The organism is Pseudomonas sp. 3B-A001-10F (genome assembly GCF_056313565.1).
The window spans coordinates 1-12,834 of sequence record NZ_JBQYFW010000019.1; the positions used below are offsets into that span (position 1 = coordinate 1).

Annotated in this window: 12 protein-coding genes; 3 read left to right on the forward strand and 9 right to left on the reverse strand. The window is 57.7% G+C overall.

Going from position 1 to position 12,834, the window contains the following annotated elements; all coding sequences use genetic code 11:
• Positions 1 to 254 precede the first annotated feature (254 nt).
• From msrQ to AC0ZWN_RS17825, 6 genes are all read right to left on the reverse strand, one after another.
• Entirely contained in the window at positions 255 to 878 is a 624-nt protein-coding gene (msrQ, locus tag AC0ZWN_RS17800; RefSeq protein ID WP_093434948.1) for a protein-methionine-sulfoxide reductase heme-binding subunit MsrQ, read from the reverse strand.
• Positions 878 to 1,891 carry a protein-methionine-sulfoxide reductase catalytic subunit MsrP gene (msrP, locus tag AC0ZWN_RS17805; protein WP_186625168.1) on the reverse strand — a complete coding sequence of 338 codons (1,014 nt, stop codon included), beginning with the start codon at positions 1,889 to 1,891 and terminating at the stop codon, positions 878 to 880. Before msrP ends, msrQ begins: the two co-directional genes overlap by 1 nt.
• A gap of 63 nt (positions 1,892 to 1,954) precedes the next feature.
• The gene (pssA, locus tag AC0ZWN_RS17810; protein ID WP_016983477.1) at positions 1,955 to 2,812 is read right to left on the reverse strand and encodes a CDP-diacylglycerol--serine O-phosphatidyltransferase; all 858 of its coding nucleotides are present in this window, start codon (positions 2,810 to 2,812) and stop codon (positions 1,955 to 1,957) included.
• A gap of 149 nt (positions 2,813 to 2,961) precedes the next feature.
• Positions 2,962 to 3,978 (reverse strand): ketol-acid reductoisomerase, encoded by a 1,017-nt coding sequence (ilvC, locus tag AC0ZWN_RS17815; protein ID WP_007909969.1) that lies wholly within the window; start codon positions 3,976 to 3,978, stop codon positions 2,962 to 2,964.
• A 48-nt stretch (positions 3,979 to 4,026) separates the two neighbouring features.
• A complete protein-coding gene (ilvN, locus tag AC0ZWN_RS17820) occupies positions 4,027 to 4,518 on the reverse strand; it encodes an acetolactate synthase small subunit (RefSeq protein ID WP_003176102.1) in 492 nt (163 codons plus the stop codon).
• A gap of 2 nt (positions 4,519 to 4,520) precedes the next feature.
• Positions 4,521 to 6,245, reverse strand: coding sequence for an acetolactate synthase 3 large subunit (locus AC0ZWN_RS17825; RefSeq protein ID WP_093434972.1), 1,725 nt, complete (start codon positions 6,243 to 6,245; stop codon positions 4,521 to 4,523).
• A gap of 399 nt (positions 6,246 to 6,644) precedes the next feature.
• On the opposite strand from AC0ZWN_RS17825, the gene AC0ZWN_RS17830 reads away from it, so the two are divergent.
• Positions 6,645 to 7,061, forward strand: coding sequence for a DUF4124 domain-containing protein (locus tag AC0ZWN_RS17830; RefSeq protein WP_476335937.1), 417 nt, complete (start codon positions 6,645 to 6,647; stop codon positions 7,059 to 7,061).
• 105 nt (positions 7,062 to 7,166) lie between these two features.
• Here the strand turns inward: AC0ZWN_RS17830 and AC0ZWN_RS17835 are convergent, their stop codons facing one another.
• From AC0ZWN_RS17835 to mrcB, 3 genes are read right to left on the reverse strand one after another with little or no spacing between them, the layout of a single operon-like run.
• Positions 7,167 to 7,502 (reverse strand): YqcC family protein, encoded by a 336-nt coding sequence (locus AC0ZWN_RS17835; RefSeq protein ID WP_460130174.1) that lies wholly within the window; start codon positions 7,500 to 7,502, stop codon positions 7,167 to 7,169.
• Positions 7,502 to 8,251 carry a tetratricopeptide repeat protein gene (locus AC0ZWN_RS17840; RefSeq protein ID WP_476335938.1) on the reverse strand — a complete coding sequence of 250 codons (750 nt, stop codon included), beginning with the start codon at positions 8,249 to 8,251 and terminating at the stop codon, positions 7,502 to 7,504. The genes AC0ZWN_RS17835 and AC0ZWN_RS17840 overlap by 1 nt, the downstream gene beginning before the upstream one ends.
• A 16-nt stretch (positions 8,252 to 8,267) precedes the next feature.
• A complete protein-coding gene (mrcB, locus tag AC0ZWN_RS17845; protein WP_095048655.1) occupies positions 8,268 to 10,592 on the reverse strand; it encodes a penicillin-binding protein 1B in 2,325 nt (774 codons plus the stop codon).
• Positions 10,593 to 10,710: 118 nt separating this feature from the next.
• Between mrcB and AC0ZWN_RS17850 the strand changes: the two genes are divergently transcribed.
• Both AC0ZWN_RS17850 and AC0ZWN_RS17855 read left to right on the forward strand, forming a co-directional pair.
• The gene (locus AC0ZWN_RS17850) at positions 10,711 to 12,267 is read left to right on the forward strand and encodes a bifunctional aminoglycoside phosphotransferase/ATP-binding protein (protein ID WP_476335940.1); all 1,557 of its coding nucleotides are present in this window, start codon (positions 10,711 to 10,713) and stop codon (positions 12,265 to 12,267) included.
• Between the two features lie 90 nt (positions 12,268 to 12,357).
• The gene (locus AC0ZWN_RS17855) at positions 12,358 to 12,702 is read left to right on the forward strand and encodes a pentapeptide repeat-containing protein (RefSeq protein ID WP_007909940.1); all 345 of its coding nucleotides are present in this window, start codon (positions 12,358 to 12,360) and stop codon (positions 12,700 to 12,702) included.
• Positions 12,703 to 12,834 lie beyond the last annotated feature (132 nt).

Below are 12,834 nucleotides of genomic sequence, written 5' to 3' on the forward strand. Positions count from 1 at the left end.
TATTTTCAGAAGTTTTCGAAGATTTCTTCAACAACTTCAACCACTTGCGCTTCCGATCTCTCGTCAGCGGGAGGCGAATTCTACAGCGTTACACGCTGCTGTCAACACCTCTTTTTCAACTTCCTTTTGGCTTCGTTGAACTGAAGCAACCTGCCGCCGAAACCTACATAACTCATTGAATCTCAAGGAGTTTTCCGTTTCGACTGCGCCGGAAGTGGGGCGAATTATAGACATCCTGAATCTGCCGTCAACCGTTAATTTCGCTTTTCTTGCAAAACCTGCTTTTTAGCCAGCAAACGCGGGATCCGACGCATCACTGGCGGAATACGCAGCAACAGAAGCACCGCGCCTACAAAGGCATAGATCGCCCATTCCTCGAGATCAGCACGCACGATCCACAGCATATGCAGCAAACCCAGGCCAAGAATCACATAGACCAGACGATGCAGCTTCTTCCAGCGCGACCCCAAACGACGCTGACTGTAGCGATTTGACGTCACCGCCAGCGCCAACAATCCGAGAAAACCCAAAGCCCCCACTATTATGTAGGGCCGCTTACGCAACTCGACAGTCAGCTGCGACCAATCGAAACCCAGAATAAACGCCATATAACTACACAGATGCAAAACCACATAGGCAAAACACCAGAGCCCCAGCTGTCGGCGCACTGCAATCCACCCTGCCCAACCGGTGAGCTTCTGCATAGGTGTCATGCTCAGAGTGATCAACAACAACACCAACGTCCCCAAGCCCAGCCGATCCACCAGCACTTTGCCAGGATCGGGCCCGAGCAAATCCCCGAGAGCCTGATACAACCACAGCATCGGCCAGACTGCCGCCGCAATGAAAACGCCTATACGCCAGTACGGGAATCGCATCAGTAATTCTTCCGCAGATCGAGCCCTGTGTATAAAGAAGCGACTTCATCCGAGTAGCCGTTGAACATCTGCGTATCCCGCACATTTGGCTTGAACAGACTGTTGGGCAGTCGCCGCTCCCGCGCCTGGGTCCAGCGTGGGTGATCAACCGTCGGGTTCACATTCGCATAGAAGCCGTATTCATCTGCCGCGATACTCTGCCAGGTCGTCTTCGGCTGCTCGCTGACCAGGCTGATACGGACGATGGATTTAACGCTCTTGAAGCCGTACTTCCATGGCACCACCAAGCGCAGAGGCGCACCGTTCTGATTCGGTAACTCGCGGCCATACATACCCACCGCCAGAATCGCCAGTGGATTCATCGCCTCATCCAACCGCAAGCCTTCTACATAAGGCCAATCGATCAGGGCAAACCCTGAACGCTGGCCAGGCATGCTCTTGGGATCCTGCAAGGTTTCAAAACGGATGTATTTGGCCTTGGACGTTGGCTCGACCTGCTTGAGCAGCGCCGAGATTGGAAAACCGATCCACGGAATGACCATCGACCACGCCTCGACACAGCGCAAACGATAGATACGCTCCTCCAACTGGTAAGGCTTCATGAAGTCTTCCAGCGCATAGCGCCCTGGCTTACCCACCTCCCCGTCGACCACCACACTCCATGGTTCGGTTTTCAGCGAGCCCGCATTCGCCGCCGGGTCGCCCTTATCGGTACCGAACTCATAAAAGTTGTTGTAGTGAGTGGCGTCTTTATAAGGCGTGATCGCCTCATCCTTGACGTTGACCGCCCCCCATTTAGTAGAAGGCAGCTTCTCGGTGAACCATGCAGGTGCCTTGCCCGGCTCGACATCGGCATACCGCGCCGCATCGTCGGCATTGGCCCAGCGCGGCAGGCTACTGACGGCGATACCGGCAGCAGTAGCCCCCAGCAATTGGCGGCGAGAGAGATAAATGGACTCAGGCGTGACATCCGACTCGTAGCAGTCGGACGCTTTGGGGACTTTGATCAACATGGCAACTCCGCAGCTTTGGAGGACAGATGCACCCATAGACTGCGGAGTATGCGGGAAATTACATCACTCGGCTTTTTTGTGCCGACGAAGATGCAACAGGTACTGAACCGGGCCGGAAGCCGCGTAAGCGAGGAACACCAGCAACAGAATGCGCGGCGGATCACTGAAGACCACGGCGAACACCAGCACCACCGCAAGGATCGCCACAAACGGTACGCGCCCCTTCAAGTCCAGCTCTTTAAAGCTGTTGTACTTGATGTTGCTGACCATCAGCATGCCGGCAGCCGCCACCATCAACGCGACCAGGAACGACATCTTCGAACCCTGGATCCCGTAATCACTGAATGCCCAGACAATCCCCGCCACCACACCGGCCGCTGCCGGACTGGCCAGACCGATGAAGTAACGTTTATCGGCCGTGCCAACCTGCGTATTGAAACGCGCCAGACGCAACGCCGCGCCTGCTACATAGATGAAGGCAACCATCCAGCCGACCTTGCCCATGTCGCCCAACGCCCAACCGAATGCCAGCAACGCCGGTGCAACACCGAACGCGACCATATCCGACAGCGAGTCGTACTCGGCGCCAAAGGCACTTTGCGTATTGGTCATGCGCGCGACACGACCGTCGAGGCCGTCGAGCACCATGGCGACGAAAATAGCGATCGCGGCGAACGCGAAATACTTGCTCGCGTTCGCCGAATCACCGGCACTCAACGCAGCCTGGGCGCTCATCGAATTGATGATGGAGTAAAACCCTGCGAACAGGTTCGCAGTGGTGAACAGATTCGGCAGCAGATAGATACCACGATGCCGGACTTTACGACCTTCTGCGTCGTGCCCTTCTTCGATGTGCTCATCGATGGGCAACAGGCTTTCGGCGTCAGAAGCCTTGTTCGGCTCTTCGGGACGTTCGCTCATGGACATTACCTTGCAACGGTTTGAAGAAAATTCGACAGGTGCTTGAGGACGACAGTTCGGCCACAAACGCTGCAGCTTTATACCAGAACCACCGCCTTAAACGAAAAAACGCGGCCGAGGCCGCGTTTTTTCATACAAGGGACAACGACTTAGTTTTTGGCTTTGTCGACGATCTTGTTGGCACCGATCCACGGCATCATGGAGCGCAGTTGCTCGCCGATGACTTCGATACCGTGAGCGGCGTTGTTACGACGCTTGGCGGTCATCGAAGGGTAGCCGGTTGCGCCTTCGCTGATGAACATTTTGGCGTATTCGCCGTCCTGAATACGTTTCAGGGCGTTGCGCATGGCCTGACGGGATTCGGCGTTGATCACTTCCGGACCGGTCACGTACTCGCCGTACTCAGCGTTGTTGGAGATCGAGTAGTTCATGTTGGCGATACCGCCTTCGTACATGAGGTCAACGATCAGTTTCAGTTCGTGCAGGCACTCGAAGTAGGCCATTTCCGGCGCGTAGCCAGCTTCAACCAGGGTTTCGAAACCGGCTTTTACCAGTTCAACGGTACCGCCGCACAGAACGGCTTGTTCGCCGAACAGGTCGGTTTCGGTCTCGTCCTTGAAGGTGGTTTCGATGATGCCGGTACGACCGCCACCAACGCCAGCGGCGTAGGACAGCGCAACGTTTTTGGCGTTGCCCGAGGCGTCCTGGTAGATAGCAATCAGGTCAGGGATACCGCCGCCCTTGACGAACTCGGAACGTACGGTGTGACCCGGAGCTTTCGGCGCGATCATGATCACGTCGAGGTCGGCACGCGGAACAACCTGGTTGTAGTGGATCGCGAAGCCGTGGGAGAAGGCCAGGGTGGCGCCTTTCTTGATGTTCGGCTCGATTTCATTCTTGTACAGCGAGGACTGGAACTCGTCCGGGGTCAGGATCATGACCAGGTCGGCCGCAGCAACAGCGGAAGCAACGTCGGTCACTTTCAGGCCATGAGCTTCAGCTTTGGCAACAGTGGCCGAACCTTTACGCAGACCAACGGTAACGTCGACACCGGAGTCTTTCAGGTTGCACGCTTGGGCGTGGCCCTGGGAACCGTAACCGATGATGGCAACTTTCTTGCCCTGGATGATCGACAGGTCGCAGTCTTTATCGTAGAAAACTTTCATGAATTTCCCCTTTATATCCAGGCCGTTCAGGCCATTCGCTAATTTGGTTTAGATGCTGAGTACTTTGTCGCCGCGGGCAATGCCGGTCACGCCGCTACGGACGGTTTCCAGAATCGATGCGGTGCCGATGGACTGAATGAAGCTGTCGAGCTTGTCGCTGGTACCGGTCAATTGAACGGTATACACGCTGGCGCTGACGTCGACGATCTGTCCACGGTAAATATCGGTGGTGCGTTTGATCTCGGCGCGTTGGGCGCCAGTGGCCTTGACCTTGACCAGCATCAGTTCGCGCTCGATGTGAGCACTTTCCGAGAGGTCCACCAGCTTGACCACTTCGATCAGCTTGTTCAGGTTTTTGGTGATCTGCTCGATGACTTCATCGTGGCCAACGGTGGTCAGCGTCAGACGCGACAGGGTCGGGTCTTCGGTCGGGGCCACGGTCAGGCTTTCGATGTTGTAGTTGCGCTGCGAGAACAGGCCGACTACGCGAGACAAAGCGCCGGGTTCGTTTTCCAGAAGCAAGGAAATAATGTGCCGCATGATTAAGTACGCTCCGTCTTGCTCAGCCACATATCGCGCATCGAGCCGTCTTTGATCTGCATCGGATAGACGTGCTCGCTGGTGTCGACCGAAATATCGATCACGACCAGGCGATCCTTCATGGCGAACGCTTCTGCCATCTTCGACTTCAAATCTTTCGATTCAGTGATGCGTACGCCAACGTGGCCGTAGGCTTCAGCCAGCTTGACGAAGTCAGGCAGCGATTCCATGTAGGAGTGTGAGTGGCGGCTGCCGTAGCTCATGTCCTGCCACTGACGAACCATCCCCAGAACACCGTTGTTGAGGATGACGATTTTGACTGGCAAGCCATATTGCAGGCAGGTCGACAGTTCCTGGATGTTCATCTGGATACTGCCTTCACCGGTTACGCAGGCAACGTCGTCATCCGGGAAGCTCAACTTGATGCCCATGGCCGCCGGAAAACCGAAGCCCATGGTGCCCAGACCACCGGAGTTGATCCAGCGATTTGGCTTGTTGAACGTGTAGTACTGCGCCGCGAACATCTGGTGCTGGCCAACGTCGGAAGTGATAAAGGCATCGCCCTTGGTCACTTCGCAGAGGGTTTCGATCACGGTCTGCGGCTTGATCAGGCTGCCGTCGCCCTTTTCGTAAGGGAACAGGCCGCGATCACCGCGCCATTCATCCACCTGCTTCCACCAACTGGCCACGGACTCCTTGTTCGGGGTCTCGCCGATTTCCTTGAGGATCGCGACCATTTCGGTCAGGACGCTCTCGACAGGACCCACGATTGGCACGTCGGCCTTGATGGTCTTGGAAATCGAAGCCGGGTCGATGTCGATGTGAATGATCTTGGCGTTCGGGCAGAACTTCGCTGCGCCATTGATCACGCGATCGTCGAAGCGTGCACCGACAGCCAGGATCACGTCAGCATGGTGCATCGCCAGGTTGGCGGTGTAACTACCGTGCATGCCGAGCATGCCGATGAACTGACGATCAGTCCCCGGGAAACCACCCAAGCCCATCAACGTGTTGGTCACGGGCAGGTTGAGCATTTTCGCCAGTTCGGTCAGCGGTGCGGAACCGTTGCCGAGAATTACGCCGCCACCGGAGTACATGACCGGACGCTTGGCCGCCAGAAGCATTTCTGCTGCCTTGCGGATTTGCCCGGAGTGACCACGAACGGCCGGGCTGTAGGAACGCAGCTTGGCTTTCTTCGGGAAGATGTATTCGAACTTCTCGGCCGGGTTGGTCATGTCTTTCGGGATATCGACCACGACCGGGCCCGGACGACCGGATTGCGCCAGGTAGAACGCCTTCTTCATGACTTCCGGGATTTCCGAGGCGTGCTTGATCATGAAGCTGTGCTTCACGATCGGCCGGGAGATACCGATCATGTCGGTTTCCTGGAACGCGTCGGTGCCGACCATGGTGCTTGGCACCTGACCGGAAATGATCACCATTGGAATCGAGTCCATATAGGCGGTCGCGATACCGGTGATGGCGTTTGTGGCGCCAGGACCGGACGTCACCAATACCACGCCGGCTTTACCGGTGGCACGGGCATAACCGTCAGCCATATGGGTTGCCGCTTGTTCGTGACGAACCAGGATGTGAGTCACTTCCGGTTCTTTGAACAGGGCATCGTAAACATGCAGGAGAGCACCGCCCGGGTACCCGTAGATATATTTGACGCCTTCGTCACGCAAAAAGCGGACGAGCATCTCACCGCCAGATAAAAGCTCCACGTTGTTCACCTCTAAAACGCCAGAATACCGTCCACAAAAAAGGGGCGGGTCTTAATAGGTTTACTTCTCGGCAGAGCATGAGCGACGGTGGTCGCCGACTACGTCAGCACTGACTGAGCAAGTATTGGGATCGTCCCAAGTGTTGCGGGCCTTTCCCACCCAGCGCGAGGTAACGCGTTGCGGGTGTAACAGGTCGGCGCGGATGTGCGCCTCATGATCTACCGAGTGGGTCTGCTTCTGGCAGTCCCTCTACAGCGGACTTTGGATTCTTCTGTTTCGCCCTCTCCAAGTCAAGTCGTCTGTGTGGTTAATTGTGGGTAAGCACATGAGAACGCAAGAAAAAACCTGAAAACCGCTACTCTGTTAGTGTCAATTGCGCAATTTTGCCAAGGAATCAGCATGCGAACGCTCCTCCTTACTCTGCTGATCGGCCTCAGCCCATGGTGCATGGCCGCTCAAATCTACAAATGGGTCGATGCCCAGGGTGTCACGCACTTCGATGCGCAGCCGCCACCGGGTCAGCCATCGACGACAATGCAGACGCCCTCCTCGCCTCCGACCACACCGGCGGCAATGCCGGGCAGCGGTGTACTCGGTGACCAGAAGGCTATCGACGACAAAGTGAAGAAACAGGTCGCGGACCAACAGGAGCAGCTCAAACAGTTTTGCGAGCAGGCACGCACGAACCTTGCGCAATTGCAGAACAATCCGCGTTTGAGGGAAGAGGTGGAGGGACAGATGCGACGGCTGGATGATGCGCAGCGTCAGGAACGCATTGTCGAGGCTCAGAAACAGATAGCCGAGAATTGCCAATAGCCATCTGCAGGACTGTAGGAGCTGTCGAGTGAAACGAGGCTGCGATCTTTTGACTTTAAAGTTCAATAGATCGCAGCCTTCGGCAGCTCCTACACAGAATCGGTATTAGCGCGAGGCAGTGATCAACAGGTCAAACTCTTTGAGCAGCACCTGAAGCTGACGATCCTTGCCACCCAGGTTGCGCTGGGCAAAGACCATTTCAGCCATTTCCTGAATCCCCGAGGCATTCGGCAACGGCTGGTCCTGCTCAAGGATGTATTTCATCTTCGGCAGGAAGATCCATTGCAGCCATTGCTCGAAGTCGAGCGTATCGACCGAAAACGGCTCGACACTGCTCAACGCTTCCACCGACGGCTGAACCTCGTCCCACCAGCCTTGAGTGCGCAGTTCACGCTCAATCAGCAACAGCTGATCGGCGATTTTCGGGAAACGGGCATCCATCACAGCGAAACCTTGGCCTTCTGACGGGCCTGAGCGGCGCCCGCTGAATCGCCTTGTTTCTCACGGGACTGAGCGATGACTTCCCACAGGTTGGCCTGCAGGTCCGGGCGACCGTTGGCCATCGTCAGCGCGCGCCGAGCGAATTGCTCCGCTTGTGGCGCATCACCTTGGGCCATGCGCACCTGCGCCAAGCGATAAAGCACTTGCGGCTCACGCGGGGCAACACGCTGAGCACGCTCCAGGCTGGAGGACGCACCGTTGAGGTCGCCGCCGGCCTGTTGTTGCTGCGCTGTTGTCAGCAAGGCGAGCACCGGACCATCCAGTTGCTCGTCGGCGGAAAGTCCACCGCCACTGCTGGCCGAAGGAATTCCGCTCGGCGTCGAAGGCATGTTGTAAGTGCCCGAGTTGATCGGCGCCGATTCAACTGCTGATGGGTTGTACGGCCCAGGCGTGATACCACCGGACGCCGGACCCGGCACGATTGGCGAGGAGCTGATTGGCGCAGAAGTCGTCGCGCCGCCACCCGGCACCATCACCACCACGCCAGTGTCACCTTGCGGAATCGCCTGGGTCTGGCCCTGTGCCGGACGCTTCACCGTCGTTTGACGGAAGCCGCCATTGGCCGAAATACGTTCGCTGTTGGACACCGTAGTACCGGAGTCAACAACCGGAATCGAACCACGCTGTACGGTAGAGCAGCCGCTGAGCAAAGCCACGGCGGTCACCGCTGGAATCAACCACTTGTTCACTTGAAACCCTCTTTGCTTAATTCATCCAGCCCTTGACCCAATCCATCACCGACTCGCCGGAGGCAGGCGTTTCGCCCGCACACGCGGCGCCGGGTGGCGGTTCGCTGCCGCGAATATACGGCATCTGCACCGCCCCCGGACAGTTGGCATCGGAGCCCTGCCCGGTACGCGAATCGACCCAAGCCTGTACGACATTGTCCGGCTGCGGCATGTCCAGCGGTAGCGGATCGGCCTTGCGCATGAAACTGGTCCAGACCTGCAACGCACCGGTGGCCCCGGTGAACGGCGTCTTGCCGTTGTCATCGCGCCCCAACCAGACCACCGCCAGCAGATCCTGACTGAAACCGGCGAACCAGCTATCCCGGGAATCGTTACTGGTACCGGTCTTGCCCGCCAGCGTCAGGGTCTTCGGCAACACGTTATAAACCGAGCTGCCGGTACCTTCACGCATCACGCGCTGCATGGCGTTCTGGATCAGATAGATGGACGCCGGATCGAAGCGCTGCTCGATCTGAAACGGATAACGCTTGAGCGGCTCGCCCTCGGCGGTCAGTACACTGCGAATGCCACGCATCGGCGTGTTGAAACCACCGTTGGCCAGCGTCTGGTACATGGTCGCGACTTCGATCGGGGTCATGCCACCGGCGCCAAGCAACATCGACGGGAATGCCGGGAACTCACGCGTCACGCCCAGACGACCCAAGGTCTTGAGTACGTTAGGTACGCCAACTTCCAGACCCAGACGCGAGGTCGACAGGTTGTAGGAATGCGCCAGCCCCTGATAAAGGAACACGGTGCCGTGGGAGCGGCGATCATAGTTCTGCGGTTTCCACACCTGACCGTTCGCGCCTTTGACCGACAACGGATCATCAGACAGCCAACTGGTCAGGGTGTACTGGCTCGGCTTTTCCAGCGCAGTCAGATAAACCGCAGGCTTGATCAACGAGCCGATCGGTCGCACGGCATCCAGTGCGCGGTTGAAACCGGCATAACTGGCCTGACGACTGCCGATCATTGCCTGGACCTCGCCGGTTTCCGGATTGGTCACGACCATCGCCGCTTCGACATCGTCGGAGCCCTTGCGCCCGGACAGACGTTTAAAGGTGTCGTTTACCGAGGCCTCGGCTTTCATCTGCAGGATCGGGTCGAAGCTGGTGAAGATGCGCAGACCTTCTTCGGTCAAGTCTTCGTCGCGATAGTCTTCACGCAACTGGCGTTTGACCAGATCGATAAAGCCCGGGAACGAGCTGTCGGCGAGCTTGCCGCGAGTAGTCACGCCCAGCGGCATTTTCTTCGCCGCTTCAACCTGTTCGGCCGTCGCCACGCCTTGCTGCTCAAGCACGTCGAGCACCAGGTTACGCCGCTCCAGCGCGCGCTCAGGATTGCGACGCGGGTTGTAGTAGGACGGACCTTTGACCATGCCGACCAGCATCGCCACCTGATGCAGCTTCAGCTCGGACAATGGCTGCCCAAAGAAGAACTGGCTGGCCAGACCGAAACCGTGCACCGCGCGCTGACCATCCTGCCCGACGAAGACTTCGTTGAGGTAGGCCTCAAGGATTTCCTTTTTGTCGTAATGCAGCTCCAGCAGCATCGCCATCATCGCTTCGGTGAGCTTGCGGGTCAGGCTGCGTTCATTGGTCAGGTAGAAGTTTTTCACCAACTGCTGGGTCAGCGTACTGCCGCCCTGCGTCATCTTGCCGCCCGAGGTGTTGACCCAGATAGCCCGGGCAATCGACTTCGGCGACACGCCCCAGTGGCTATAGAAGTCGCGATCTTCGACAGCGATCAGAGTTTCGAGCAGATACGGCGGCACTTGATCGAGCTTGATCAGAATGCGGTCTTCAAGATTCTTCGGATAAATACCGCCGATCATCAGCGGTTCGAGGCGCACCACAGACAATTTCGATCCGTTGGTCGCCGACAGCTCAGCCACATAATCGCCAGAGAAACGCACGCGCACCGGCTGCGGTTTTTCCAGGCCTTCATAGAACTGGAAGCCACGGGTATTCAGATCGACGGTATTGCCGCTGACGGCTGCCGCGCCGGGACCATTGCTCACGGCTTCGCGGCGATAACCGAGGGCATCGAGTTCGGTAAGGAAGTCGTCCTTGCTGAGCTTTTGTCCGACGAACAGCTCGAGCGGCCGCGCGTAAACCTTGGCCGGGATGGTCCAGCGCTTGCCGGAGAACTTCTCCTGCACCACGGCATCGAGGTAAACGGCGAAGCCAGCCAGCACGACAAGGCCGACCAGACTGAGTTTAATGGCCCAGCTCAACCATGGGCTAAGGCCCTTGGAGGGTGGTTTTTTCTTGGTACGGGGGGATCGAGTTCGAGTCATGGCGGCGGATTATACGCACTTTATTCATCCTCAACAGGAGCGCTCCGAGGTTTGCGTCGGGCTGGCGAGCGGCCATAATGGCGGCCTCGAATTTCCCCCAGTCTCTGAAGGATCGCCCGTGAGCCAGTCTCTGATCGCTGCCCTGCAAAACCCGGCCCTCTACCCGCACCCTGTCGAAGGGTTTCAGGTCATCGAAACCCATATCTCGTGGGTGATCCTCACCGGTCCCTTCGCTTATAAAATGAAGAAGCCGGTTAATTTCGGCTTCCTCGACTTCACTGGCCTCGAATCGCGCGCGCATTTCTGTGCGGAAGAGCTGCGTTTGAACCAGCGCCTGACCGATGATTTGTATCTGGAAGTGTTGCCAGTCACCGGCAGCCTTGAAGCACCGCAACTGGGCGGCGACGGTCCGGCCATCGAATACGTACTGAAAATGCGTCAATTCCCGCAGAGCGGTTTGCTCAGCACCTTGCAAGCCAACGGTGAGCTGACGACTCGGCACATCGACGAGATGGCAGAGCAGATCGCACGCTTCCACCTCACCGCGCCAAAGGTCCCGGCCGAACACGACGCCGGCACCCCGGACAGTGTGATGGCGCCGGTCTCGCAAAACTTCGAACAGATCCTGCCGTTTCTCAGCGACAAAAACGATCTGCTGCAACTCGATGCACTGAAAGCCTGGGCCGAAAGCAGCTTCGAACGTCTCAAGCCACTGTTCGCTCAGCGCAAGACCGAGGGTTTCACCCGTGAATGCCACGGTGACATCCACCTGGGCAACGCCACGGTTATCGACGGCAAAGTGGTGATCTTCGACTGCATCGAGTTCAACGAACCGTTCCGCTTCACTGACGTCTGGGCCGACACCGGTTTCCTCGCGATGGACCTGGAAGACCGTGGTCTGAAATCCCTGGCGCGCCGCTTCATCAGCCAATATCTGGAGCTGACTGGCGACTATCAGGGCCTGGAAGTGCTGAACTTCTATAAAGCCTACCGTGCACTGGTGCGTGCCAAGGTTGCCCTGTTCAGCATGCCGGCTGACGCGACCCCGGTGCAGCGCGCCACCACCCTGCGCCAGTACCGCAACTACGCCAACCTGGCGGAAAGCTACAGCACCATTCCATCGCGCTTCATGGCGATTACCCACGGCGTTTCCGCTGTCGGCAAGAGCCACGTGGCCATGCGTCTGGTCGAAGCGCTGGGTGCCATCCGCCTGCGTTCGGACGTAGAACGCAAGCGTCTGTTCGGTGAGCAAACTGTTGCTAATGATGTGCAGGCCGGCATTTACAGTGCCGACGCCAGCGCCGCCACTTACGCGCGTCTGCATGAAATCGCTGAAGTGATCCTGCACGCTGGTTTCCCGGTGGTCATTGACGCGACTTACCTCAAACGCGAACAACGCGACAACGCGGCAAAAATTGCCGAAGCCACCGGCACGCCATTCCTGATCCTCGATTGCAACGCGCCACAAGCGGTGATCGAGAGCTGGCTGGCGATCCGTCAGGCCGACCAAAAGGATCCGTCCGACGCCACCCTGGCGGTGATCGAAGCGCAGCAGGCCAATCGCGAAGCGCTGACGCCGGAAGAAATCCTGCGCAGCAAACGCGTACAGACCAATGAATCCGGCATGCTGGACACCGTGGTCGCGCAGATTCGTCAACGCCTGCCTGGCCTGTAAGAAACTATTTCGGCCGTGAAGCCCTCGCTTGCTTCACGGCCGTCAAATAGTGGCACTATACTGGCGTCATAAAACCAACGGTGATATGACATGAGCCAGCCGAAACTTCTCGACACCCCGCTATATGCCTTGCTGCACAAAGACGACATCACAGGTTTCAACAAAGAGCGCCCACAAGATGGCCCGATCGACATGGTCGGCGGCGATTTCCGTGGTCTTGATTTGCGTGAACTGAATGCCGATGGCGTGGATTTCAGGGACGCGTATTTCCGTTCTGCCGATCTGCGAGGCATCGATTTCCGCAATGCGTCGCTGGAAGGCGCGAGCCTGGCTCACGCGCAGATTTCCGGGGCTTACTTCCCGCCGGAACTGAGCGCTGACGAGATTCTGATGTCGATGAATTTCGGCACGCGCCTGCGCTATCGCACCCGCTGACAGTCGCCTCCCCTCTGACACGACGCCCACCCTGTAGGCGTGAGCCTGCTCGCGATAGCGGTCTAACATTCAACACATGTGTGCCTGCCAGTCCGCTATCGCGAGCAGGCTCACTCCTACATTGATATGTGT